Below are 24,665 nucleotides of genomic sequence, written 5' to 3' on the forward strand. Positions count from 1 at the left end.
ACTCGCTGCGCTCGCCACTTCCCCCGTTGCGACGGGGGAAGCTAAGATGCCATAATCCTAGCCTCCCCCGTGCGACACGGGGGAGGGGGACCGCGTAAGCGGTGGAAGGGGCGCTTGTAGCGATACCGCTGGCATAATGACAAGGGACTGTTGCACGAAGTTTTCTAACTGTGTGCAACAGTCCCTTTTATTTGTGTAGGTCAATCGTATCGAGCACCGTCCCGTTCACAGTTTCACAGCGGATGTGGAGATGCTGTGTATCTGCCTCCATATAGAGGTAGTTGGACGGTGTAGGATTCGGCCCAGCGACGATATCGAACTTTTCAGGGCGAACGTCAAAGTACTGATTTCCCGCAGGTCCTGCGAGAAGATATAGTGTGCCATGTTCGTCTGTCTGCCGCGCACGGATGCGGCGACGGCGGTAGGCATGGACATGCCCTGAGACGACGAGATCGATACCGAGTTCGTCGAATACATCCAGAAAGACCTGCCCGACATCGCTGATGCCGTCATTCCTATTCTGCTCGGGCTGATAGTCGCCGTACGCTAGGATATCCTTATGCATGAGGACGATCTTCCACGGGGCTGCACTTGCCGCAGCATCGCGTCGGAGCCAGTCCATCTGTTCCGCTTTCAGAGCATTGCCGCGCTCCTCGGCTTCAAGGAACTGTGTATCGAGGATAATGATATGCGCCGCACCAATGTCGAAGGAATAGTAATGTCCGCGAAAATCACGGCTGGCATTGTCGGGGAGTGCGAAGGTTTTCAGATAGCGTACGGGCGGTACCGCTGTCCACTGCAGTCCGTAGTATTCGTGATTGCCAAGGACGGGGATATGGGGATGCCGCGCGAGCGCTGTTCCTGGCTCCATTGCTTCGAAGAAGCTGCGCCAGTGCCATGCCGATTCTCCGTTGTCCGTGAGGTCGCCGACGATGGCGGCACAGTCGGCGTTCGGATGCCGCTTCCATGCCGTCTGATAGGTTGTCTCCCACACTTCGTAGCTTTCGCCGCACTGACTGTCCGAAAAGAGCAGGGCACGTACCTGCCCGTCCTCGTGTATCGGCAGGATCGGAATCCAATCCGTCGCACCCGCTGTGTGTATGATACGATAGAAACTTCCTGCGGTGGCAGGAATCTCACCGTGATAGATGAACTGAACTTCGTCGTCCATTGCGAGGTAGGTATAGGCGGGAATCGTACGATCCATGTGCCCTTTGCTGTCACGCTGCTCAATGCGTACATTTTCGAGCTGCTGCGGGCTGTCCCACTGGATCATGCGCGTCTTTGCAGGATGTGCTGTCACCATCTGACGAAGGTGCTGAATGCCATCCGCAGCGAAAGCGGAGCGGGGCGAAAAGAGACCGCCAAAGCCCATCGCGAGAATGGTCTTGACGGCGGACTGCAAAAAGGAGCGGCGCGTCATTTGTTGTTCTCCCTTTTCGGTATGACAGCTTCGGCATGCATCAGGCGCTTTTCGTAGCGAATAGCAGTATAGATGAGAATGCCGGCAACAATGATGACGATGATAAGGCGAGTATTGTCCTCCTGATGCATGATGATGTCATGCCCGATGATCGCCTCGATGCCCGTCGACGGGAATTTACCGACGAGCGACGCGAGCACGTACTCGCGCAGACGTATGGAGGAGAGTGCACCGATGGCATTCAGGAGAGCGGAGGGGAAATAGGGCACCATACGCCCGATCAGCATGATAATAAAGCCCTTGCTGCCGCTGTACTGGTCAATCTTGGAGAGAAAGGGGCTTTTTGCGATTGCTTTCTCTGCCGCCTCACGAAAGTAGAAGCGCATGAGGACGAATGCAATCGTTACGCCGACGGTCTCCGCAACGCAGGAGAGAATAATGCCGGGCACAATGCCAAAGAGGATGACATTTGCCGTCGAGAAGATGATGGCAGGCGGAAAGCCGAGCGCGTTCGTAAAGAGGGTGAGAAGAAAGGCAAAGACGATTGCCCACTCACCAAATGAGCGGATGTATTCGACTGTTTGCGGGATGTCGCCGCTCGCGAGCAGCGTAAAGAGCTCGGGCAGGAACTCCGGTGCGAGGAGGTGAATGATGACGAAGAGCAGGACGATCGCCAGCGCGGCGCAGACCTTCAAAACGCCCATACCCATTTGCTGTTTCATGAAAATTGAACCTCCTAGGTGGTCAGCACCAGCGTGAGTGCACCGAGAATCAGCGCAATGCTGAACCCCTGCATGGCATTTGCGATGCTCTTTCCATAGGTTCGGGAGTATCGTGCGACAATTTTTCGCAGCTCGAAGATCAGGAAGGAAAGGCAGAAGAAGATGAGGGGAAGGTCGCCCTCCGTCCAGCCGTAGGCAAAGATCAGCGAGGAGAGGACAATGCCCGTCTGCTCGCCGCGTGAGAAGATGCGCTCGGGTTCCTTGGCGTGTTCCCGTGCGTCGATCTGCGCACGCGTGAGTGGAATGCCCATTTCATCGACCTTCTCCTGATCGCGGTCGAACCAGCGGTAGTGAAACCCCATCGTTCTTCACCTCCTGTGTGTTATGTTGCGATACGCCGTTGTGTGGGATTCGGATTTGGTTTCGGCAGATCGGGGCGTTTGCTCGGCTTGATGTTCGGCTTTGCCGGTGGGGGCTGCACGGGCGGGTTGGGGCTGCTCGGTGTCGGATGTGAGGGGCGTGTCATGCCGTTCCTGCGCTGTGTCTCCTCCATCTGTGCGCGGATGCGTGCACGCTGTGCTTCCTGTGCCTCGCGTTCACGCTGCGCGATGCGCAGACGCTCCGCTTGCAGCTCCTCGGATGCGTAGTAGAGACGTGCCTGTTGGACAATATCGGGCATCTGGGCGTAGAGATAGCGGCCGGGACAGGCGGTCGCGTTGAGGTCACGGTGTCCCTTGACCGTACCCTGCCACCGTGGGTCGAGCTGATAGATCGTGCAGAGCGAGGCGATGAGATGCGCTGCTGAGGATTTCTGCGCCTCGGTTGGAGCCCCGATCTCGAAATTGCCTGCGAGATTGATGCCAACGGTATGGTTGTTTTCGCCGTAAACATGTGCACCGATCGTGCCGAGCGGTCGACCCTCCTCGATCGTGCCGTCTTTGCGGATGAGGAAGTGATAGCCGATGCCTGCCCACCCTTGATTCAAATGCCATTCATGTACGGTTTCTGCTGCGACATCGTCATCGTTTGGCATGCCGATGTGATGAACGACGATACAGTCCGTCACAAAGCGGTTTTCAAGCGATCTGAACTTCAAATGTGTCGGACGAATGCTGACACCCGGCAGTACGGATGGTATGTACCATGATGCCTCCGCTGCGGAGGGGAAGAGGGGGAAGACAGCGGCACCGATGCCGATGAGCGCCAGACGCCGTAAAAAATCTCTACGATTCATGGGGGATCTCCTGATAGGTATACGTTTGGTTTGATAGGTGGAGCTCCCTGTCATGAAGGGCAAAAAGGGTCGAGCGATGTCCGACGCTGATGATGCTTGCGTTGGGGAGTTCCTGATATAAGAGTTGATAAAGAGCGTGTTCGCGTGCCTCATCGAGGGCAGATGTCGCCTCGTCGAGGAAGATCCAGTCGGGGCGGATGAGCAGGATGCGGGCAAAGGCAAGCCGCTGCTGTTCGCCGAGCGAGAGGATGCGGCTCCAGTCGTCCACATCGTCGAGCCGTGCGGCGAAATGATCCATTCCGACCAGCTTTAGGATGCGTGCAATCTCCTCATCGGATGCCGCCGCTGTGCGCGGATAGGAGAGTGCGCGGCGCAGCGAGCCGAGGACAAGATAGGGGCGTTGGGGGAGGAAGAGACGCTTCGTCCCGTGCGGCAGGTCGATTGTACCGCTGCCGTACGGCCAGATGCCCGCGAGTGCGCGGAGCAGGGTGCTCTTTCCCGCACCTGATGCGCCTGTTACGAGCACATGACTGCCGTGCGCAAAGCGCAGTGTGCACGACGTGAGGAGCGGTACACCGTCCGGCAGATGGATGGACAGATGCTGCAGCGCGAGCATGTCATCGCTGTGCTCATTTCGTGCAATTTCGCTTGTGACGCGTGCGGACTCCTCCATATGTTCCGTAAAGCCGGAAAGTCGCTGGATAACCGCAGCAAGCTCAGCGATCGAGCTATAGGACTCGACGAAGAAGGAGAGTGCGTCCTGCACGCGCCCGAATGCCGAGATCGTCTGCATGAGTCCGCCGAGTGCCATTTCACCTGCGTAGTAGCGCGGTGCTGCCATGATGAGCGGAAAGATGATTGCGAGCTGGCCGTAGCCGTTGACGTAGAAGTTCAGCAGCTTCGTGCGGCGCATGAGCCCCCAGTAGTTCTTGATGACGTTTGCAAAGCGCTCCTTGAACCCGATGCCCTCTGCCATTTCACCGCGATAGAATGCGATGCTCTCGCTGTTTTCGCGCACCCGCATCATGCTGAAACGGAAGTCCGCCTCATAGCGCTGCTGGTCGAAATTCAAACGGATGAGTTTTTTCCCGACGAGATGGACGAAGTATGTGCCAAGTCCCGAGTAGAGGAGGGACAACCAGAACATATAACCGTAGATGGTAAACTCTGTGCCGCCGACGGGGACGGTGATCGCGCCCGAGAGATTCCAGAGCACGACGGCGAAGGCTCCGAGCGTCGTCAGTTGCTTGAGGATGCCGACGAGGAGGGTCAGTGTCAGGCCGACGAACTGGTTGATGTCCTCGCTGATGCGCTGATCGGGGTTGTCCGTGTCGCTGCGCAGGACTTGCAGACGGTAGTAGACCTGCCCATGCATCCAGCGCGCGAGATATTGCTCCGTCATCCATGTGCGCCAGTTGATCGTCAGCATCTGACGAAGATAGACGGCGTAGACGGCAATGACAATGTAGATGAACGCGAGTCCCGTGAACTCACCAATGAGCGGCCAGAACGATGCCCAGTCATACGCCTGCAGCGCGTCGTAGAAGACGCGGTACCAGTCGTTGATCCGCACGAGCAGATAGACCATGATAAGGTTGAGCGCGATGACCGAGGTGAGCAGCCCGCGCGCCTTCCATTTTTCGGGCGAACTCCAATATCCTTTGAACAGCTGCCAGAAGCCGCGCAAGAGGGGTAGCTTCAAAACACATCCTCCTTCATGAAAGAACGGCTTTCATTATAGTATTTTTTTTCATGGTCTGCAAGACGTATGGCAGGGATAAGAAAGATATAATGAAAACAGTTATCGTTGACGGGAATAAAAATATGTAGTAGAATAAGTGCATTTATGATGGATGGCTTGGATGATCGCGGTTCAAAAGGAAGGAAAGATTGAAGAATGGATTTTATTGCACAGGGGCTTGAATTTTTTCGGCAGGGTGGGCTGGTCATGTACTTCCTGCTCGCAGCATCGATCTTTGTCGTATTCATCGGCATTGAGCGTGCGTTCTACTTCGCGCGCATGGATGCGGGGCGTGCGTTCGCACATGATTTTATGCTGCATATCGCAAATGGCAGATACAAGGACGCTGTCACGCTGACGGATGAAAAACGCGGCGCGATTGCAGATATCCTGTTCAGTGCGATCTCGAAGAACAGCAAGAACTCGCGCAAGATGTCCTCCTACATGGAGATCCAGTCGGGCATCGCGCTCTCGAAGCTGCGCAACCGTATGTACTATCTGAGCGTCATTGTCACAATGGCACCACTGCTCGGACTCCTCGGTACAATCAGCGGTATGATCTCGACGTTCAGCGTGTTCAACATCGAGGCGGGGGAACCGAGTGCCATTACGGGTGGTGTCGGTGAGGCCCTGATTGCAACAGCGATGGGCTTGTGTGTTGCGATCATCGCCCTCTCGGTACACGCGTATTTTTCCCAGCGCATCGAGAATATTGTCACGGATATGGAGATGTGCTTCTCCGCTGCTGAGAGCAACCGCGTAGAACTGGCGGGTGCAGCGGGGGTCAAGGGCGTGATCGAGACCTCTCTGCATGCGGGAGGAACGGCGGAAGGTGATGAGGCATGAGACTGCGCGACAGAAGGGCATTTGAAAAGCCCGAGGTCATGATTATCCCTATGATCGATATCATGTTCTTCCTGCTCGTGTTCTTTATCATGAGTACGCTCTACATGGTGAACCTGAAGACCGTGGATGTGAATCTGCCGAAGGCGCAGACGGCACAGACCCAGCTGAACGTGACCTATCTCGTCACTGTACGCAAGGACGGCTCGCTCTGGCTCGAGGACAAGCAGATTGACGAGGCGACGCTCCTGCGCCGTGCGCGTGCCGAGAGCCAGAAGAACCAGCGCTTCGCCGTTGTCGTCCGCGCGGATGGGGATCTGAACTACAGTGGTGTCATGGAGCTGCTGGACAAGTTCCGCAAAGAGGGGATCACTCGATTCGGACTTGCGGCGGAATGAATGTGTATATGAAAAGACCGAAGTCATTGCGGCTTCGGTCTTTGTATTACGGGGATATTTCGAGATTCGGATGCGTCTCCATCCGAATCTCAAACGTGCGCGGCCACGGATAGTATGCCGTGATATTGCTCCGTACCGCACGCAGCCGCATATTGTTTTGCACAAACGGGGTGCGAAATGCGGCAGTGTTCTCATAGTTGCGGATGCGGCGGCTGAGATCGTTCGTGAGCAGATCGTTTGCCCAGCGCCAGTTGCGCGTGAGGTCGAGATCGGCCGTGTTCTGATAGCCCGCATTGCGGAGTGTATCGTTGACGCGGTCGATCGTCTCCTTCAGATAAAATTCGTCCTCTGCGATGCGTCCCGTGAGAAACGCGAGATTTGCATAGGCGGCACGCGCACGCTCCTTCGTGTTTTCAGCCCTCTCGATAGCACAGTGATAGAGCACAGCCTGCGCGAGTGCCGTGCCGATCGCGTTGCTCGCCGTGTTCCATCCTGCATATGCCGTGAGTGCATTTACGGGCACATTCTTTTCCACCAGAATCGGAAGCAGCGTCTCCTCCGCATGGAAGTGACGCGAGAGATCGACAAGGGCTGCGGGTGTCCCTGCTGCCAGCATATCCTTGACGGCGGCTGCGGCGGGGGCACGCGTGCCGAGCGTATCCGCACCGCTGTCCCCCGCAGAGATGAGGAGGGTAAGGTCGCTGCTCGTGTCATCCTCTGCGGGAACTGCACCAAGCATTGCAATCTTCTCCCGCGCCGTCACATCGTTCGAGACCGCCATAAACGGGAAAATCATATCTGCCATATCCGCCCGCGCATAGCACAGGGCGATGCGCGGAGCTGTGCCGCCGCGTGCACCTAGCTCATCCACGGAGAGCCGTGCAAGCATGGAAAGCGCGATCTCGTCCGCGCCGTGCACGATCATCGCCCGCTCTTGGGCGATGTTTTTTTTTGCAAGCAGGGCGGCAAGCTCCTTTTTTTTCAGATTGCCGACGGAGTACTCCTCGCCGTCGTCCTGCCCGAGGATGAGGCGCGTGAGCACCCCCTCCTCCGTGAGCTCGATGAGCATGGAGGCGAGTGCCGTGCTCTCGTCGAAGTGCGCGAGATACTTTTTCAGATCATCGGGGGGGAACTCTCCGCGCAGCCTCTCCATCTCGTCCTCATCGACGGGCAGCCCCTCACCCGCGCGTCCGAGGAGACGTGCATAGGCGAGCAGGGTGCGTCGCTCGCGCCAGCCATCGATCCCGTCCTGCGGAATCGCACGCGGCAGGATGTAAAACGCGTGCAGGGGCACATTCGGGTGCGCCGTGTGCAGCGTGTGCAGATATGTGGCAAGCGCGTCAATATCGGCATGAGAAATATGTGCCTCACGTGCCGCAAGCAGCCCCCCCGAGAGCAGCTGATCGACCGAGAGGATGACAGCGTCGGCGTTTTCCATATTCTCTGCAAGCCAACGGCGCATCTCCGTTGTCTCGCCAGGCTTTGAATAGTAGTCCATATACTCCGTCGGCGGCGTTACAATTTCGCGCCCGATGATCTTCCCGCCGTTTATGACAAACTCTCGGCACGGCGGACGCGAGTCGAGCGGCACCAGGAGAATCGGTCGCTTCCCCGCATCATGCTCCATTTCCGTCGCAGCGGACAGCGTGCGCCACTCACCGACAGGTGTCAGATGGAATACGAAGTGAAAGAGAAGGAGAAAGAGCATAAGAAAAGCGGCGACAATCCCGAAATCCTTTCGCATACGGCAGCCTTCTCTCTTTTGTTGCGTCAATCGTTTCCATCAGAAGTATTTTACTGGATACTGTTCTGTTCCGCAATCCCATGTTTGCTGTCGAATTGATTTTCCCCGTGAAAAAGTGCAGGGAAAAATGCATAAAATCATACGCAGTGCATGGTAAAATGTGACCACAGCAAAAGAAGATGCTTTGTTTCATGACCCATGGCGTGGGTATATTTGTGGCAGCCGATTCTTTTTTTGCGCGCATTGCCGAACTGAGAATGTCGACCGGTTGAAATGCAAATGCAAATTGTGGTAGAATAGGAAAGTCCATAGTAAAATGGTGGGAGGAATGCGATGCGGATCATTACGGGCAGTGCACGCGGCGTACGTCTGAAATCCCCTGCGGGGGACGGGACGCGTCCGACGGCTGACCGCACGCGCGAGGCTCTCTTTAGTATGTTGGGCGCGCGGGTGTATGATGCGCAGGTACTCGATCTCTTTGCGGGGACGGGGGCGCTTGCCCTTGAGGCACTCTCGCGTGGAGCGGCGAGTGCTGTGCTTGTGGATCGCACAACGTATGCCATCTTGCAGGAAAATGTCCGTCGGACGAAGATGGAGGATTGCGCGGAGATTCGGCGCGGCGATGTCTACGATCACGTCGTGGTACTCGCGCGTGAGGGGCATGCGTTTGATCTCATTTTTGCCGATCCGCCGTATGCGTGCGGCGCCAATGTCCGCGTGCTTGCTGCGGTGGATGCAGCGACACTGCTGTCAGCGGACGGCCTTTTTGTTCTCGAGCAGGGGGCGGGGGAGACGATCATCGAGCACAGTGGCAGTCTCTCTCTCGTGCGTGAGCGACGCTACGGTGCGGCACGCATATGCTTTTATGCCGAGGAGGTGCGGGAATGAGACGTGCGGTTTTTGCGGGCAGCTTCGACCCCGTGACGACGGGGCATATTGATATTGTGGAGCGTGCGGCGGCGATGTTTGACGAGCTCATTGTCTGCATTTTTCATAATATCCAGAAGGAGGGCTGTTTTCCTCTGGACGACCGCGTACAATTTCTGAAGAAGGCGGTCGCACACGTTCCAAATACGCGTGTGGATGTGTTCTCCGGGCTGCTGACGGATTATATGAAGCAGCAGAATGCAAGCGTTGTTGTACGCGGGCTGCGCTCGGTGAAGGACTTCGAGTACGAGGAGAATCACGCTGCGATGGTTCGGCATCTCATGCCAGAGAGTGATACGATATTTTTGCTGACGCGTCCCGATCTGACCTTTGTCAGTTCCTCGGGGGTGCGTGAGCTGATCCGCTTCCGCGCTCCGGTGCAGGGGATTGTGCCGCCGGCGGTGGAGCAGGCGATTTTGAAGCTGTATGACCAAAAGTCATTGCGGGGATAATACCTCGGGGTGTGCAGGAAAAGGAGATAGATTTATGGCAGTAGTTGACACGCTGAAAAAGCTGGAAGATCTCGTTGCGGATGCTTCCCACCTCCCGTTCAGCGACAAGGCTCTTGTAAACGATGATGAGATTGTGCATCTCGTGGAGGAGCTGCGCATGGATCTCCCGAAGGAGCTGAACCGTGCGGCGGAGATCATGCAGGAGCAGGAGAATATCATCAGTCGCGCACGCGAGGAGGCAAAGGAGATTGTCGACGCGGCGCAGTCCCGCGCGAATCAGCTCCTCGAGGACAGCGAGATCGTGATCCAGGCGAAGGAGCGTGCGCGTGCGATCATGCAGCAGACACAGGATCAGGCACGCGAGATCATGGAGCAGGCACAGACGGGGGCTGCACGCCTGCAGAGCGATGCAGATGCCTACGCAAATCAGGTGTTCGAGCAGCTGATCGCCCACGTCGGCAGTACGTTCAAGGGGGTCCAGCAGGCGGAGATGGGGCTGAATCAGGCGATGAATGTTCTGCGTACGGCGAAGGCGCAGATGAACGCACCGCAGGAGGATGTATCGAATCTCTGAAAACGCTCCTTGACAATGCCGAAAACCGCCGCTATAATGTGAAAGGTCATGCGTCATGATAAAGTTGGATGTCGTGGAGACGGCATTTCCTCTCGGTGAGAGCCGTGCGTTTTCGTTTACAGTTGCGCCGGAATCGCTTGCCCAGGGGGCGGATATGCAGCAGTTTCGCGGGGAGATCCGCGTCGATGGCACGGTGATGAACACGGGTTCGTCGCTGCGCGTTTCGGGAACGGTTGCAGCATGTCGACACTTTGTCTGTGACCGTTGTCTCGCTGAGGGAGAGCGGCCGATTGCGCTTGACTTTTCTGAGGACTATGCGAAGACCCCGGGAGAAGCGGATGAGACGGCGTTTTACGATGGCGAGTCCATTGTTCTGGACGATCTCGTGCGCGACACCCTCCTTGTGGCTGAGCCGCTGCGTGAGCTGTGTAAGTCTGATTGCAAGGGGCTCTGTCCGGTCTGTGGGCAGAACCTGAACGAGGGAATGTGCGGATGTGATACGTTCGTGCCCGATCCCCGTCTGGCGGCTTTAGAAAGCCTACTCCAAAACGATTAAGGAGGTGTATCCAAAGTGGCAGTACCAAAGAGAAAAACATCGAAAGCACGCCGTGACCGCCGTCGTGCAAACTGGAAGCTCGAAGCGCCGCACTATGTATCGTGCCCGCAGTGTCATGAGCCGAAGCTCCCGCATCATGTGTGCATGGAATGCGGCTATTATGACGGAAAACCTGTGGCCGAGGCGGCTGAATGAGAACCATCGGAGCTGTTGCAGGAAGTCTGTGGACTTTTTGCAGCAGCTCTTTTATTTTTAATCCAATCCTCTTGCAATTCGTTTTAGTACCTAGTATAATGCTCTCATGCTGATAGCAGCAGGTACTAAAAACAACGAATACTATGATATATACGTCCGCGCATAGGTTCGGGAGAGGGGTGGCGTGATGACGGAAAAAAAGCGGCGGCGGCAGGAGACACTGGTTATGGCAGTACGGAAAGAGCCGTTTCTAACGGACGAAGCACTCGCAAAAAAACTTGCCGTGAGCGTGCAGACGGTACGGCTTGACCGCACTGAGCTTGGCATCCCGGAGCTGCGCGCCCGCGTGCGTATGCTCGCGGAGAATGCGCGTGAGAAGGTACGCGCCATTCCGCATACCGAGGTGATCGGCGATCTGCTCTCTCTTGAGCTTGGGCGGACGGGGACATCGGCGCTGCGCGTGACGGATGATCTCCTCTTTGCCGATTCGGAGATTGCACGCGGTACGGCCCTCTTCTCGCAGGCGAATTCGCTTGCGCTTGCAATTATTGACGCTCCGATCGCGATGACAGGCGTTGCCAATGTGAAGTATAAGACCCCGATCAAGAAGGGGGATACGGTCATCGCGCACGCGGAGATCGTGAAGACGCGCGGCAACAAGATCTTTGTCTGGGTCAAGACATATCGGGAGGACAAAGAGGTCTTCCGTGCGAAGTTTATTGTTGTGTCCCTACAGCAGTGACAGACAGGATGGGGAAGGGAGTGCAGGATGCGTATAGCGGTCGATGCAATGGGCGGCGATTTCGCACCGAAGGAGATTGTGCAGGGCGCGGTGGAGGCGGCAAAGAAATTTGACTGCGAGATCGTGCTGATCGGCGATGAGCAGCAGATCCATGCGGAGCTCGGCAGTGTGGATGCTGAGGCGCTCCGCATCTCTATCGTTCATGCCTCCGAGGTTATCGGTATGGATGAGCACCCCGCCGAGGCGGTGCGCTCCAAGAAGGACGCCTCCATTGTGGTTGCGACCCGTCTCGTGAAGGAAGGCAGCTGCGACGCGGTGTTTTCCGCCGGATCGACAGGGGCGGCCGTGGCAGCGGCACAGCTGATCCTGCACCGCATCCGCGGGGTCGGACGACCCTCGATTGCGACGCCGATGCCGACCCCCGATGGCGTGACGCTCATGCTCGACTCGGGCGCAAACGTCGACTCGAAACCCGAACATCTCGTGCAGAGCGCGGTTATGGGGTCGCTCTATGCACAGTACGTTTTTGGTATCGAACATCCGCGTGTCGGCCTTCTCAACATTGGGGAGGAGGAGACGAAGGGCAACGAGCAGACGAAGGAGACTTATCCGCTGCTCAAGGCAGAGCCTAACATTCACTTCTGCGGCAATGCCGAAGGGCGCGATGTCCCGAAGGGGAACTTCGATGTTGTCATTTGTGATGGATTTGTCGGGAATGTTGTGTTAAAATTTGCAGAGGGGCTTGCGAAAACAATTTTGGGGCTTATCCGTGAGGAGATTCGCGGTGCCGGACTGATGGCAAGGCTCGGAGCGCTCCTCCTCATGCCGACGCTGCGCCGTCTTGGCAAACGGCTGGATGTTCGCGAGTATGGCGGTGCGCCGCTGCTCGGTGTGAATGGCTGCTGTGTGATCGGTCACGGCTCATCGGATGCCAAATCCGTTGCAAGCGCGATCGGTGTGACGGTGGACTATGTGAATGGAAAAGTTCTGGATCAGATCCGTGATGCTCTGGCAAAGGAGGGAGAGATCAGTCGTGCCTAAGATCAGCGCAGGCATCCTCGGGACGGGCTACTACGTTCCGGAGCGGGTGCTGACGAATTTCGACCTGGAGAAGATGGTTCAGACGAACGATGCCTGGATCGTCGAGCGTACCGGCATTCATGAACGTCGGATTGCGGCGGATGGAGAACCAGTCTCTGTGCTGGCGCAGTATGCGGCGGAGATGGCACTCGCCGATGCAAACGTGGATGCTGCCGATCTCGATCTCATCATCATGGCGACCCTCACATCGGACCGCATCATACCGTCGACGGCGTGCGTGCTTCAAGATCGTCTCGGGGCAAAACACGCAGCGGCATTTGATCTTTCGGCGGCGTGTTCCGGCTTCGTCTATGCCGCCTCGATTGCGACGCAGTTCATTGAGAACGGCGTATACCGCCGCGTTCTTGTCATCGGCGGTGAGACCCTGTCCAAGGTCATTGACTGGCAGGACCGCAACACCTGTGTTCTCTTTGGAGACGGTGCGGGCGCGGCCGTGTTTGGTCCGGTCGAGGAGGGCTATGGAATACGTTCCTTTGATCTCGGCAGTGACGGCTCGGGCGGCGATGCACTCGATATCCCGTCGAGCGGCAGCCTTTGCCCCGTGACACCCGAGACGATTGAACAGCGTCTCAACTTCGTCCATATGGACGGCAAGGCGGTCTTCCGCTTTGCGACCAAGGTTATGGGGCGTACAGTGGAGGCTTCCCTCGAACACGCGGGAATGCAGCGCGAGGAGCTCGACTACCTCGTCCCACATCAGGCGAATATCCGTATTATCCAAGCGGCCGCCAAAAGGCTGGCGATGCCGATGGACAAGGTTATTATAAATATTCATCGTTACGGCAATATGTCTGCCGCATCCATCCCTGTCGCCCTCGCGGAGGCGGCGCACGCGCAACAGTTCAAAAAGGGAGACAACATCGCCCTCGCAGGTTTCGGCGCGGGACTTACATGGGCATCGTGTATTATGAAGTGGGCGAAGGAGGAAAACGGTTAATGTTTGAACACAATCCGATCTGTCAGATGCTTGGCATCAAGTATCCAATCTTCCAAGGTGGCATGGCATGGATCGGCACAGCCGAACTTGCCTCTGCTGTCTCCAACGCGGGGGGGCTTGGACTGATCGGTGCCGGCCACATGCCGCCCGATGCACTCAGGAATGAGATTCACAAGGTCAAGGGCTGGACGGACAGGCCCTTCGGTGTGAATGTCATGCTCATGAGTCCCTTTGTCAAGGAAGTCATGCAGGTTGTTCTGGAGGAGCGCGTACCCGTCATCACGACAGGTGCAGGCAACCCCGGCGAGTATGTGCCGGCACTTAAGGAGATCGGCTCGAAGGTGATTCCCGTTGTGGCGTCGGTCGCACTCGCGCGTCGCCTTGTGCGTACGGGCGTGGATGCCGTCATCGCCGAGGGCACGGAGTCCGGTGGTCACATCGGTGAAATTACGACAATGGCTCTGCTCCCACAGGTGGTGGACGCTGTGGATGTGCCCGTCATCGGTGCAGGCGGCATTGGTGATTCGCGCGGCATGGCGGCAGCGTTCGCGCTTGGTGCACAGGCGATCCAAATGGGTTCGCGCTTTGTTCTGAGTGAGGAGTGTATCGCGCATCCGAACTACAAGAATGCCGTGCTCAAGGCCAAGGATCGCTCAACCGTCGTCACGGGACGTTCGCTCGGACATCCCGCGCGCGTTCTCCAGAACAAGCTCTCACGCAAGTATGAGGAGATGGAGGCTGCGGGTGCGTCGAACGAGGAACTCGAGCAGCTCGGCGTCGGTAGTCTCCACCGTGCAACGCATGAGGGCGATGTCGACAACGGCTCCGTCATGATCGGCGAGATTTCCGGCATGCTTTCGGACATCAAGCCGGTTGCAAAGATCATCGAGGATATCGTCAGCGGTCTTCCAGGCGCAATGGATGCCGCACGCAAGACCTGTGAGTGAGGGGGATCACGATGGGAAAACTTGCATTTCTGTTCCCGGGTCAGGGAGCGCAGGTCGTCGGGATGGGGAAGGATTTCTTCGATACCTATGACCTTGCCAAGAAGCGTTTTGCAGAGGCAGATGAGGCTCTGGGCTACTCCATCAGCAAACTTTGCTTCGAGGGGCCTGCCGATCAGCTGCAGCTGACCGAGCATACGCAGCCCGCGATCCTCACGGTGGCGGTTATCGCCTCCGAGCTTTTGCGTGCGGAGGGCATCGAGCCCAAGATCGCAGCGGGGCACAGCCTCGGTGAGTATGCGGCACTCGTTGCAGCGGGCGTTCTGTCGTTCCAGGATGCTGTCCTGCTCGTACACAAGCGCGGTGCCTATATGCAGGAAGCCGTTCCTGTGGGCGAGGGGGCAATGGCTGCGGTCATCGGTCTCGACGATGAGACGATCGTCTCCGTGTGTGCCGAGGCAAGCTCTGCGGGGGCTGTTCAGGCGGTCAACTTCAACTGCCCCGGACAGACGGTCATCGCGGGCACGGCAAAGGGCGTAGAGACGGCAGTTCAGCGCTTGCAGGAAAAGGGCGCAAAGAAGGCGGTCATTCTGCCGGTCTCCGCACCGTTCCACTCGACGCTGATGGAGCCCGCCGCGAAGAAACTCGCAGCGGAGCTCGACAAGGTGGAGCTGCATGATGCAGCATTCCCCGTGGTCTCGAACTACACGGGCGGACTTCAGCAGACCGCAGCGGAGATCAAGGCGAATCTTGTCGCACAGGCGGATCATCCCGTACGTTGGATCGCGTGTGTAAATACCATGCGTGACTTCGGTGCGGATACCTATGTCGAGTGCGGTCCGGGCAAGACGCTTGCAGGCTTCAACAAACGCATTGACAAGGCTCTGAAGAGCCTGAACGTCGAGAATGTTGAATCCCTGCAAAAAACACTTGACACACTAAAGAAGTAATGATTAAATGAATTCGGTTGAAATGAAGGAGGATAATATGCTTCTTGAGGGCAAAGTTGCTCTTGTTACGGGCGGTTCCCGTGGCATAGGGCGTGCGATCGCCATCCGCCTTGCACAGGAGGGGGCGAAGGTCGCTGTCAACTATGCGGGCAATCAGGCTGCCGCCGAGGAAGTCAAATCCATCATTGAGGCACAGGGCGGTACGGCTCTCCTCGTTCAGACGAACGTTGCGGACAGTGTCGCTGCGGCGGAGATGGTCGCGCGTGTCCACGCTGAACTCGGTGGACTTGACATTCTCGTCAACAATGCGGGCATTACGCGTGATACGCTCCTCGTCCGCATGAAGGACGAGGACTTCGATGCGGTGATCAGCACAAACCTCAAAGGCATCTACGCCTGCACGAAGGCTGCTGCAAAATTCATGACGAAGCAACGCAGCGGGCGTATCGTAAATCTCTCCTCTGTTGTCGGTGAAATCGGCAACGTGGGGCAGACGAACTACGCAGCTGCTAAGGCGGGTGTGATTGGCTTCTCAAAGGCGGCGGCAAAGGAGCTTGCGCCGCGTGGAATTACGGTCAACGTCATTGCCCCCGGCTTCATTGATACCGATATGACGGCTGTCCTCAAGGACAGCATTCGCGAAAAGCTTGTCGAGAGCATTCCACTTGGGGCTCTCGGCAAACCGGAGCATGTTGCCGATGCTGTACTCTTCCTTGTGAGTGAAGCAGCATCGTACATTACTGGCCAGACGCTGAATGTAGACGGCGGCATGGTTATGTAGCATACAATCAATCTATATAAAGGAGGTGAAACACGCATGGCAACGTTTGACAAGGTTCGCGACATTGTCGTAGAACAGCTTGGCTCGGAGGCGGATGAAGTCACCCTCGAGTCCACCTTCATTGACGATCTTGGCGCAGATTCGCTCGATATCGTTGAGCTCATCATGGCTTTCGAGGAGGAATTCAATGTAGAAATCCCCGACGAAGCTGCTGAGAAGATTAAAACGGTTCAGGATGTCGTCAACTACATCGATCAGAACAAGTAAGAAAACGCGGTTCTTTGCCGCAATCGTGCACAAAACTCGTCTTTTAGGGAAATCCCGTGACAGCTCAGGCGCACGGGATTTTTCTCAAAAGACACTATGGAAGCACTGATAAGTTCAGCCGCATCATCTTGACGCATCTTTTTTGCCCGAACTGTGCCCGCGATCCTCCACATAGCTTTGGCTATGCGTCCGGTTTGCCTCCTTGTTCGGACGAAAAATCTATGCCAATCTGACGGATTTCATTTTATCAGCGATTCCTATAACTTTGCATACAATCAGGGCGGCAGTGCCCTGTTGTCATACAGATATACCGCGTGGACAAGGGCATCCTGCCAACGCGGGAAATTTCGTGTGGAGAGAACCGTGTTTGAAAAACACAAGCTTACTGTGAGGCGTACTCTCCCGATTGGAGGGCTTATATGAGACTACCCGAGGTGAGGATTGGCAACAAAGTTGCCACCTTCCCCATCATTCAGGGCGGTATGGCGATCCGCATCACAACAGCGCGGCTTGCAGCCGCTGCTGCCAACGAGGGCGGAATCGGACTCATCGCGGCCTCCGGCATGAAGCCGAAGGAGCTGCGCTATGAGATTCGGCTCGCACGCTCTCTTTCTCCCCATGGGATCATCGGTATCAACGAGATGGTTGCGGCGAGTGATTTCTCCGATGCCGTTAAAATTGCAATTGACGAGGGCATCGACCTCGTGGTTGCGGGGGCAGGGTTCTCCCGCGATATGTTTCAGCTTGGCAAGGAGTCCGGTACGCCCATTGTACCGATTGTCTCTACACCAAAGTTGGCGAAGATCTCCGAAAAACTCGGCGCAGCGGCTGTTGTCGTCGAGGGCAAGGAGGCGGGCGGACATCTGGGGACAGATCAGTCCGTACGCAATATCATCGCCGATGTCCGTGCGGCGGTAAAGATTCCGATCTTTGCTGCCGGCGGCATTTTGACGGGGCAGGATATTGCCGACCTGCACAAGATGGGCGCAGATGGTGTACAGCTCGGTTCGCGCTTTGCGGCATGTCTGGAGTCCAATGCGGCGCCTTCGCTCAAACAGTACTATCTGAAATCCAAGAAGGACGATATCGTCATCATCCATAGTCCCGTGGGGTTGCCGGGGCGTGCCGTACGCACCCCCTTTTCGAAACGGATTATGGATGGTCCCGTTCCGCCGACGGTCTGCGACCGCTGCCTAAAGCAGTGCGACCATCACTTCTGCATTATCCGCGCACTATCGCGTGCGCAGCAGGGCGATCTTGAGACAGGACTTGTCTTTACGGGCGAGTTTATGCCGCGCATCGATCGTATTTTGAGTGTTCATGAGATATTTGAGGAGCTGAAGCAGCAGCTTGAGGCAGCGAACTAGGGCGAGAGCGCTAGGAAAGGAGTCGGTTGGTTTGAAGAAGAGAATTGTCGTTACGGGGGTTGGCCCGATCACGCCGATCGGCATTGGCAAAGACGCTTTTTGGTCAGGATTGCTTGCGGGGAAAAACGGCATTGATCGTATCACCCGCTTTGATGCAGCGCGGTATGCTGCGCAGATTGCGGGCGAGGTCAAGGACTTTAGCATTGACGGTTACATCGACAAGAAAGAGGCAAAGCGCATGGACCGCTATGCCCAGTTTGCCGTTGTGTCGGCAGGCATGGCGATTGCGGATGCGGGACTTGATCTTGACAGCGAGGATCGCGACCGCATCGGCGCGTATGTCGGTGCGGGTATTGGCGGCATTGAGACGATGCACAGTACGTATGAGCGCCTTTTTGACAAGGGGCCCGAGCGTGTCAGCCCCTTCTTTATCCCGATGATGATTGCCAACATGGCGGCGGGACAGGTCGCGATCAACTACGGTCTGCACGGTCCCGTGTCCTGCGTCGTGACGGCGTGTGCGACGGGGGCGAACTGCATCGGCGATGCGTTCCGTGTCATGCAGCGCGGTGATGCAGATATCATGATCGCAGGCGGCACGGAGGCGAGCATATCCGAGGCGGCGAGCGCGGGCTTCGCGGCGATGAAGGCTCTCTGCACGGATCACAACGATGATCCCGCGCATGCGTCGCGCCCGTTTGACAAGAACCGCTCGGGCTTCGTTATGGGCGAGGGTGCGGGTCTTGTCGTACTTGAGACGCTTGAACACGCGGAGGAGCGCGGCGCACACATCTATGCTGAGCTCGTCGGCTATGGCTCCAACTCCGACGGCTATCACATTACGAGCCCTGCGCCGCATGGCGAATATCAGGCGAAGTGCATGAAGTACGCCCTCGACGATGCGGGACTCAGCCCGGAGGATATCGACTATATCAATGCACATGGCACCTCCACGCATATGAACGATCTCTGTGAGACCGAGGCGATCAAGACAGTTTGGGGCGCGGCGGCGAAGGATGTGGCTGTCTCCTCGATCAAGTCCATGACGGGGCACCTCCTCGGTGCAGCGGGCAGCGTCGAGCTGATTGCGTCGGCACTTGCGGTCGAAAACGATATGCTCCCCCCGACGATCAACTATGATACGCCGGATGAGGGGCTGGATCTCGACTATGTACCGAACAAGTCACGTGCCAAGACAGTGCGTGCGGCGATTTCGAACTCCTTTGGCTTCGGCGGGCACAATGCCTGTCTCGTCGTCAAGAAGTATCAGAAGTAAAACAATGACATATGAAATGACAGAGAAAAGACGCGCAGAACTTGTGCGTCTTTCTGGACAAATAGGGGTTTCTTTTCATGACCTCTCTCTTTTGGATGAGGCATTGACGCATCCTTCTTATACAAACGAAAAAAAGGATGCCATAACGCATAACGAACGTCTGGAATTTCTGGGTGATGCCGTGCTGGAGCTTGCCTCCAGCACCTATTTATATGCGCGCTTTCCGGACTGTACCGAGGGGGAACTCACGAAGATGCGTGCGAGTCTTGTCCAGAGTGAGACGCTGGCGCGGCTTGCGCGGCAGCTTGACCTCGGCAGCTATCTGCGGCTTGGACGAGGGGAACTGCTCGGCGGTGGTGCAGACCGACAGAACAATCTTGAGAATGCGTTCGAGGCGGTCATCGGTGCGGTCTATCTGGATCGTGGTTGGGAGACGGCGCAGGACTACGTTGCGCGTCAGCTTGCCTCCGAGGCGACGCTTGTTCGGCACAGTCACGTATCGCACGACTATAAGACCGCGTTGCAGGAGCATATCCAGCAGAAGCGTCACGCGAGCATTGCCTACGAACTGATCGGCGAGACCGGGCCCGATCATGACAAACGCTTTACCACGCGTGTCCTCATTGCGGGACAGGCGATGGGAGAGGGGACAGGCCGCAGCAAGAAAGAGGCGGAGCAACAGGCGGCAGCGGCGGCACTTCATCGGATCAAGCATGGCTGAACGTATCGGTACTTCCTTAAGGAATCGCTGATAAAATGAAGTCCGTCAGATTGGCGTAGATTTTTCGTCCGAACAAGGAGGCAAACCGGACGCATAGCCAAAGCTATGTGGAGGATTTGCCGACACAGTGCGGGCAAAAAAGATACGTCAAGATGGCGGTGCTGAATTTATCAGTGCTTCCTTAAAACTACATAAACTTCACGGTGCAGAGGATATCATTTCTTGACATTTTTTCTCTGCTTCGATAATATAATTTTGTTATGGCAGGGAGTCCATGCGGACACCTGCCCTTCTTCATCCATGTGTTTGAAAACAGTAGCAATGGAATGGGAAAGAGGAGGTTTTTTATTTGTTTGAGAACAAAAGATGTCTTGGCGTTCTCATCGCTGCGATCTTCGTGCTTGGAACGCTTCTGTCCGGCTGCGGCGGCAAGCAGGCAGGCGGCGCGCGTCCGACGGCAGTCAAGGCGATGAATGTCCTGCGTCAGGATACGCCGCTCACGCATGTCTATGCAGGGCAGATCATGGGCACGGATGAGGTGCAGATCCGCTCCCGTGTCTCCGGCAATATCATAGAAAAATACATTGTGGGCGGACAGTTTGTCTCGGCGGGGCAGCCGCTCTACCGCCTCGACTCCCGCCAGTACGAGAGTGCGCTCCTTCAGGCACAGGCAACCCTTGCACAGTCCGAGGCAACGCTGAGCAATGCGCGTACGGATCTTGCACGCTATCAGCAGCTCTATGCGAGTGCGGCAGTGTCCGAGCAGACGCTCTCCACGCAGCAGGCGCAGGTGAACGCCTACGAAGCAGCGGTTGCGGCAAATGCGGCTCTCGTGCGTCAGGCACAGGAAAACCTCGATGATACCGTGATCTATGCCCCCATGTCGGGACAGCTCTCCGTCGATGATGTGGCAATGGGCACATTTGTCTCGGCAGGCACGACCACCCTTGTCTCAATGGGCACGTCGAACCCAATCTTTGCCCAGTTCAGCCTCTCAGAGAACGAGTATCTGGACTTTGTGGAACAGGCGGCAAAGACGGGCGGCATCGGTGCGGTCGTGGTGGAGCTGACGCTCTCGAACGGCTCGAAGTATCCGATCGCCGGACATATTGTCACCTCTGACCGCGCACTGGCCGCACAGACGGGCACACTCACGGTCAAGGCACTCTTTGACAATCCGGACGGGCTGCTCATGCCCGGTATGTTCGCGCGTGTCACCCTCATTGGGGATACGCTCCCGAATGCAACACTCGTCCCCGAGCGCGCTGTCCAGCAGCTCCTCGGTAAGTCCTTTGTCATGCTCGTGGGAGCAGACAACAAGGCGGTTGCCCGCACCATCACGCTTGGCGATAAGATCGGCAGCTACTACATCGTCAAGGACGGTCTCGACACCTCGGACATTGTCGTGGTCGAGGGACTGACTACGCTTCAGGAGGGCGGCGATCTTGCCGTGACGATGGTGACACCGGATGAGATGGGATTCTCGCTTGAGGCGGATACCTCCAACTTTAACACGCGTGAGCTCACGCCCGCGAAGTAAGGAGGAAATCCTTTGGCAAAATTTTTCATCCATCGACCGATCTTTGCGATTGTCATTGCGGTGATGATCGTCATTATCGGTACGATCGCGGGACTCTCACTGCCAATCGCGCAGTATCCGCAGATCTCGCCGCCGACGGTTGCGGTGTCGGCAAACTATACGGGCGCAAGTGCTGCCGTTGTCAATGAGACGGTGGCGCAGGTTATCGAGGAGCAGATCAACGGTACGCAGGGGATGGACTATATGAGCTCCACCTCTGATGATACGGGGCGTTACAGCCTCTCTGTTACGTTCGATGTCGGCACGGACGGCGATATGGATGCCGTCAAGGTGCAGAACAATGCGGCGGGTGCAAATGCCAGCCTGCCATCCTCCGTGCAGGCGGCGGGCGTTACAACGCGCAAATCCTCGGGACAGATGGCGTACTTCGTCTCACTGTACTCCGAGGACGGTACATATGACCGCGCCTTTATGAAGAACTATGCAACGCTCTACTTCCTCGATGCGATCAAGCGCGTCAGCGGCGTGGGCGAGGTGCAGGTATTCGGTGCGGACTATGCGATGCGCGTCTGGATGAATCCGGATCGCCTCGCGGAGCTCGGACTGACTGTCGCGGACATTACAAAGGCAATCAACGAGCAGAACGTGCAGGCACCTGCCGGTACGGTCGGCGGCATGCCGACGCAGAACGGGCAGGAGAAGCAGTTCACAGGCAAGGTGCAGGGGCGACTTACGACTCCCGAGGAGTTTGGCAACGTCATCATCGCCTCAGGCAAGGATGGTTCTTTCATCCGTCTGAAGGATGTCGCACGCATTGAGCCGGGACAGCGTCAAAATAATATTGTTGCGAAATTTAACGGCTATCCCGCCGTCGGCTTCGGCATTCAGCTGACCTCCGATGCGAATGCGATGATTACCCTTGCGGAGGTGCGCAAGATCCTCGAGGAGGCGGAGAAGACCTTCCCGCCCGGCCTCAAGATGAAGTCGGTCTTTGACAGCACGGACTACATCAACGCATCCATCAAGGAGGTTGTGCATACCTTCCTCGAGGCACTGCTGCTCGTCGTGCTCGTCATCTTCCTCTTTTTGCAGAGTTGGCGCGCGACGCTCATCCCGCTGCTCGCCGTGCCTGTGTCTCTCATTGGTACATTCGGCGCGTTTGTTTTGTTGGATTTCTCCATCAATACGCTGACACTCTTTGCGATGGTGCTTGCAATCGGCCTCGTTGTCGACGATGCGATCGTCGTCATCGAGAACGTCGAGCATCATATGGAGAGTGGGCTTTCGCCGATTGATGCAACGGAGCGTGCGATGTCCGAGGTGCAGGGGCCTGTTGTCGCGATTGCCTTCGTGCTTGCAGCAGTCTTTGTCCCCGTTGCCTTCCTCGGCGGCATGATGGGCGTGCTCTACAAGCAGTTTGCGCTCACGATTGCAATCTCGATGGCGATTTCCGCCTTCGTCGCGCTGTCGCTGACCCCGGCACTCTGCGCGCTGATGCTGAAGCCCAAGAAGGAGAATGGGACAAAGAGCGTACTCGACCGTTTCTTTGACCGATTCAACAACTGGTTCGATGCGACGCGCAAGGGCTATGTCGGCATCGTCAGCAAGTTCATCCGCAAATCGAAGATTGCCGTCATCTTCCTGCTCATCGTCTGCGGGCTGACGGCGATCATCTATCGGAATCTGCCATCGACGTTTGTCCCTGAGGAAGATCAGGGCTACCTGATGGTTGCGATTCAGCTGCCGCCGGGTACGTCCACGAATCAGACACAGAAGACAGTGGACAAGATCCAGCAGGCGGCACAGCGCGAGATCAAGGGGCAGAGTGCTGTCATGTCCATTAACGGCTTCGACATCCTCGCGGGCGGTGCAAACTCCAACGGTGCCGTCGTGTTCGTCGGCATGAAGGACTGGTCGCAGCGTGCAGGGCTCGCTGAGTCCGTTGCCGCTGCGGTCGGCACGATGTTCCGCGTCGGCGCGATGGAGGCACCCGAGGCTCTCGTCATCGCTATCAATCCGCCCGCGCTGCCGGGGCTCGGCAATGTCGGCGGCTGGTCGCTCCAGCTGCAGGATATGACCGGTCATTCCGACACCGAGCTCAACGACATCGTGAATGCGATTCTTGCCGAGGCGAATACGCGCCCCGAGCTGCGGGGCGTGCGCTCGACGTTTAAGATCAACGCACCGAGCTATCAGTATGAGATCGACCGCGAAAAGGTCAAGAACCTCGGCGTTCAGCTCTCGGATGTATTCACGGCACTGCAGGTCAACTTCGGCGGCTATGAGGTCAATGACTTCAACCAGTTCGGGCGCACCTATAAGGTCGTCCTGCAGTCTGACGTGACCTATCGCACTGAGGCGGAGGCGGCGAAGTTCGTCTTTGTCAAGAACTCGCAGGGCGGCATGGTGCCGCTTGATACGCTGCTCAGGCCCAAACTTACCACGGGACCGACGCAGATCAGCCGCTTCAACGGTGCACGTTCCATCCAGATTCAAGGCAGTGCGGGGTCAGGCTACAGCTCGGGTGAGGCGATGAAAGCCATCACCGAGATTGTCCAGAAGCACACTGGCTCCGGATTCAGCATCGAGTGGTCGGGGCAGAGCCGCGAGGAGCAGAAGTCGGCGGATTCGACCATGCAGGTGCTTGCCCTCTGTCTTGTCTTCGTCTTCCTCTGCCTTGCAGCACTCTATGAGAGCTGGAGCGTACCGTTTGCCGTGCTCTTCACGGTACCGACGGGTATCTTCGGGGCACTCTTCTCCGAGTACATCCTCGCAACGATCTTCGGTACGATCGGCATTCCGGCGGCGGGCTATCAAAACAGCGTCTACATGCAGATCGGTGTCATCATGGTCATCGGTCTTGCGGCCAAGAACGCGATCCTGATCGTCGAGTTCGCAAAGATCCGTGTCGATCGCGGCATGGATCCGCTCAAAGCGGCGATTCAGGCGGCGGGGCTGCGTCTCCGTCCGATCCTCATGACCTCGTTCGCATTCATCATCGGCTGTCTGCCTCTGTGCATGGCATCGGGGGCAGGTGCTGCAGCGCGTAACGGCATGGGCGTTGCCGTTGTCGGTGGCATGCTCTTTGCCACCATTCTCGGTATCTTCCTCATTCCCGTGTTCTATGTCATTGTTGACCGCATCTCTCGTATGCTCGGCCTCGGCAAGAAGGCAAAGACCCGCACGGCGGATGACTATATGTAACCATAAAAAATTCCCCATAAAGGGGA

At 56.9% G+C, this 24,665-nt stretch carries 26 protein-coding genes; 20 read left to right on the forward strand and 6 right to left on the reverse strand.

Features of this window, described 5'->3' with window-relative positions; genetic code table 11:
- Positions 1–187 precede the first annotated feature (187 nt).
- From HMPREF9334_RS05835 to HMPREF9334_RS05855, 5 genes are read right to left on the reverse strand one after another with little or no spacing between them, the layout of a single operon-like run.
- Positions 188–1,423, reverse strand: a complete 1,236-nt coding sequence (locus HMPREF9334_RS05835; RefSeq protein WP_006692560.1) for a metallophosphoesterase family protein — start codon at positions 1,421–1,423, stop codon at positions 188–190.
- Positions 1,420–2,145, reverse strand: coding sequence for a TVP38/TMEM64 family protein (locus tag HMPREF9334_RS05840; RefSeq protein WP_006692561.1), 726 nt, complete (start codon positions 2,143–2,145; stop codon positions 1,420–1,422). Before HMPREF9334_RS05840 ends, HMPREF9334_RS05835 begins: the two co-directional genes overlap by 4 nt.
- A gap of 14 nt (positions 2,146–2,159) precedes the next feature.
- A complete protein-coding gene (locus HMPREF9334_RS05845; RefSeq protein ID WP_006692562.1) occupies positions 2,160–2,507 on the reverse strand; it encodes a hypothetical protein in 348 nt (115 codons plus the stop codon).
- A 20-nt stretch (positions 2,508–2,527) separates the two neighbouring features.
- Positions 2,528–3,379: an N-acetylmuramoyl-L-alanine amidase gene (locus HMPREF9334_RS05850; protein ID WP_006692563.1), complete on the reverse strand. Its 852-nt coding sequence runs from the start codon at positions 3,377–3,379 to the stop codon at positions 2,528–2,530.
- Positions 3,369–5,081, reverse strand: coding sequence for an ABC transporter ATP-binding protein/permease (locus HMPREF9334_RS05855; RefSeq protein WP_006692564.1), 1,713 nt, complete (start codon positions 5,079–5,081; stop codon positions 3,369–3,371). Before HMPREF9334_RS05855 ends, HMPREF9334_RS05850 begins: the two co-directional genes overlap by 11 nt.
- 195 nt (positions 5,082–5,276) lie before the next feature.
- Between HMPREF9334_RS05855 and HMPREF9334_RS05860 the strand changes: the two genes are divergently transcribed.
- Both HMPREF9334_RS05860 and HMPREF9334_RS05865 read left to right on the forward strand, forming a co-directional pair.
- Positions 5,277–5,966: a MotA/TolQ/ExbB proton channel family protein gene (locus HMPREF9334_RS05860; RefSeq protein ID WP_006692565.1), complete on the forward strand. Its 690-nt coding sequence runs from the start codon at positions 5,277–5,279 to the stop codon at positions 5,964–5,966.
- Entirely contained in the window at positions 5,963–6,361 is a 399-nt protein-coding gene (locus HMPREF9334_RS05865) for an ExbD/TolR family protein (RefSeq protein ID WP_006692566.1), read from the forward strand. The genes HMPREF9334_RS05860 and HMPREF9334_RS05865 overlap by 4 nt, the downstream gene beginning before the upstream one ends.
- 46 nt (positions 6,362–6,407) lie before the next feature.
- Here HMPREF9334_RS05865 and HMPREF9334_RS05870 read toward each other — a convergent pair whose 3' ends face one another.
- On the reverse strand, positions 6,408–8,105 hold the full coding sequence (locus HMPREF9334_RS05870) for a DUF4127 family protein (RefSeq protein WP_006692567.1): 1,698 nt from the start codon (positions 8,103–8,105) through the stop codon (positions 6,408–6,410).
- Positions 8,106–8,438: 333 nt separating this feature from the next.
- Here HMPREF9334_RS05870 and rsmD point away from each other — a divergent pair, with 333 nt between their 5' ends.
- The 18 genes from rsmD (at position 8,439) to HMPREF9334_RS05955 (ending at position 24,639) form a co-directional block, all read left to right on the forward strand.
- Positions 8,439–8,993: a 16S rRNA (guanine(966)-N(2))-methyltransferase RsmD gene (rsmD, locus tag HMPREF9334_RS05875; RefSeq protein WP_006692568.1), complete on the forward strand. Its 555-nt coding sequence runs from the start codon at positions 8,439–8,441 to the stop codon at positions 8,991–8,993.
- Positions 8,990–9,484 carry a pantetheine-phosphate adenylyltransferase gene (gene coaD / locus HMPREF9334_RS05880; protein ID WP_006692569.1) on the forward strand — a complete coding sequence of 165 codons (495 nt, stop codon included), beginning with the start codon at positions 8,990–8,992 and terminating at the stop codon, positions 9,482–9,484. Before rsmD ends, coaD begins: the two co-directional genes overlap by 4 nt.
- A 34-nt stretch (positions 9,485–9,518) precedes the next feature.
- Positions 9,519–10,058: a hypothetical protein gene (locus HMPREF9334_RS05885; RefSeq protein ID WP_006692570.1), complete on the forward strand. Its 540-nt coding sequence runs from the start codon at positions 9,519–9,521 to the stop codon at positions 10,056–10,058.
- A gap of 55 nt (positions 10,059–10,113) precedes the next feature.
- Positions 10,114–10,614 carry a YceD family protein gene (locus tag HMPREF9334_RS05890; RefSeq protein ID WP_006692571.1) on the forward strand — a complete coding sequence of 167 codons (501 nt, stop codon included), beginning with the start codon at positions 10,114–10,116 and terminating at the stop codon, positions 10,612–10,614.
- 15 nt (positions 10,615–10,629) lie between these two features.
- Positions 10,630–10,809, forward strand: coding sequence for a 50S ribosomal protein L32 (gene rpmF / locus HMPREF9334_RS05895; protein WP_006306287.1), 180 nt, complete (start codon positions 10,630–10,632; stop codon positions 10,807–10,809).
- A 187-nt stretch (positions 10,810–10,996) separates the two neighbouring features.
- Positions 10,997–11,551: a transcription factor FapR gene (gene fapR / locus HMPREF9334_RS05900; RefSeq protein ID WP_006692572.1), complete on the forward strand. Its 555-nt coding sequence runs from the start codon at positions 10,997–10,999 to the stop codon at positions 11,549–11,551.
- Positions 11,552–11,578: 27 nt separating this feature from the next.
- Positions 11,579–12,592, forward strand: coding sequence for a phosphate acyltransferase PlsX (gene plsX / locus HMPREF9334_RS05905; protein WP_006692573.1), 1,014 nt, complete (start codon positions 11,579–11,581; stop codon positions 12,590–12,592).
- The gene (locus HMPREF9334_RS05910; RefSeq protein ID WP_006692574.1) at positions 12,585–13,589 is read left to right on the forward strand and encodes a beta-ketoacyl-ACP synthase III; all 1,005 of its coding nucleotides are present in this window, start codon (positions 12,585–12,587) and stop codon (positions 13,587–13,589) included. The genes plsX and HMPREF9334_RS05910 overlap by 8 nt, the downstream gene beginning before the upstream one ends.
- Positions 13,589–14,536, forward strand: a complete 948-nt coding sequence (gene fabK / locus HMPREF9334_RS05915) for an enoyl-[acyl-carrier-protein] reductase FabK (protein ID WP_006692575.1) — start codon at positions 13,589–13,591, stop codon at positions 14,534–14,536. Before HMPREF9334_RS05910 ends, fabK begins: the two co-directional genes overlap by 1 nt.
- A gap of 11 nt (positions 14,537–14,547) precedes the next feature.
- Positions 14,548–15,483 (forward strand): ACP S-malonyltransferase, encoded by a 936-nt coding sequence (fabD, locus tag HMPREF9334_RS05920; protein ID WP_006692576.1) that lies wholly within the window; start codon positions 14,548–14,550, stop codon positions 15,481–15,483.
- Between the two features lie 37 nt (positions 15,484–15,520).
- Positions 15,521–16,264 (forward strand): 3-oxoacyl-[acyl-carrier-protein] reductase, encoded by a 744-nt coding sequence (fabG, locus tag HMPREF9334_RS05925; RefSeq protein WP_006692577.1) that lies wholly within the window; start codon positions 15,521–15,523, stop codon positions 16,262–16,264.
- Positions 16,265–16,300: 36 nt separating this feature from the next.
- Positions 16,301–16,531: an acyl carrier protein gene (locus HMPREF9334_RS05930; protein WP_006689543.1), complete on the forward strand. Its 231-nt coding sequence runs from the start codon at positions 16,301–16,303 to the stop codon at positions 16,529–16,531.
- Between the two features lie 419 nt (positions 16,532–16,950).
- On the forward strand, positions 16,951–17,898 hold the full coding sequence (locus tag HMPREF9334_RS05935; RefSeq protein ID WP_006692578.1) for an NAD(P)H-dependent flavin oxidoreductase: 948 nt from the start codon (positions 16,951–16,953) through the stop codon (positions 17,896–17,898).
- Between the two features lie 31 nt (positions 17,899–17,929).
- Positions 17,930–19,174 (forward strand): beta-ketoacyl-ACP synthase II, encoded by a 1,245-nt coding sequence (gene fabF / locus HMPREF9334_RS05940; protein ID WP_006692579.1) that lies wholly within the window; start codon positions 17,930–17,932, stop codon positions 19,172–19,174.
- Between the two features lie 4 nt (positions 19,175–19,178).
- Positions 19,179–19,895: a ribonuclease III gene (gene rnc / locus HMPREF9334_RS05945; RefSeq protein WP_006692580.1), complete on the forward strand. Its 717-nt coding sequence runs from the start codon at positions 19,179–19,181 to the stop codon at positions 19,893–19,895.
- A gap of 59 nt (positions 19,896–19,954) precedes the next feature.
- Positions 19,955–20,080: a secretion protein HlyD gene (locus HMPREF9334_RS12565; protein ID WP_071985975.1), complete on the forward strand. Its 126-nt coding sequence runs from the start codon at positions 19,955–19,957 to the stop codon at positions 20,078–20,080.
- Positions 20,081–20,244: 164 nt separating this feature from the next.
- Positions 20,245–21,435 carry an efflux RND transporter periplasmic adaptor subunit gene (locus HMPREF9334_RS05950; protein WP_006692581.1) on the forward strand — a complete coding sequence of 397 codons (1,191 nt, stop codon included), beginning with the start codon at positions 20,245–20,247 and terminating at the stop codon, positions 21,433–21,435.
- A 12-nt stretch (positions 21,436–21,447) separates the two neighbouring features.
- Positions 21,448–24,639 (forward strand): efflux RND transporter permease subunit, encoded by a 3,192-nt coding sequence (locus tag HMPREF9334_RS05955; protein WP_039957326.1) that lies wholly within the window; start codon positions 21,448–21,450, stop codon positions 24,637–24,639.
- Positions 24,640–24,665: the final 26 nt, after the last annotated feature.

Origin of the sequence: Centipeda infelix ATCC 43532 (assembly GCF_000234095.1) — a bacterium.
In the GTDB taxonomy this organism is placed as follows: Bacteria; Bacillota; Negativicutes; order Selenomonadales; family Selenomonadaceae; genus Centipeda; species Centipeda infelix.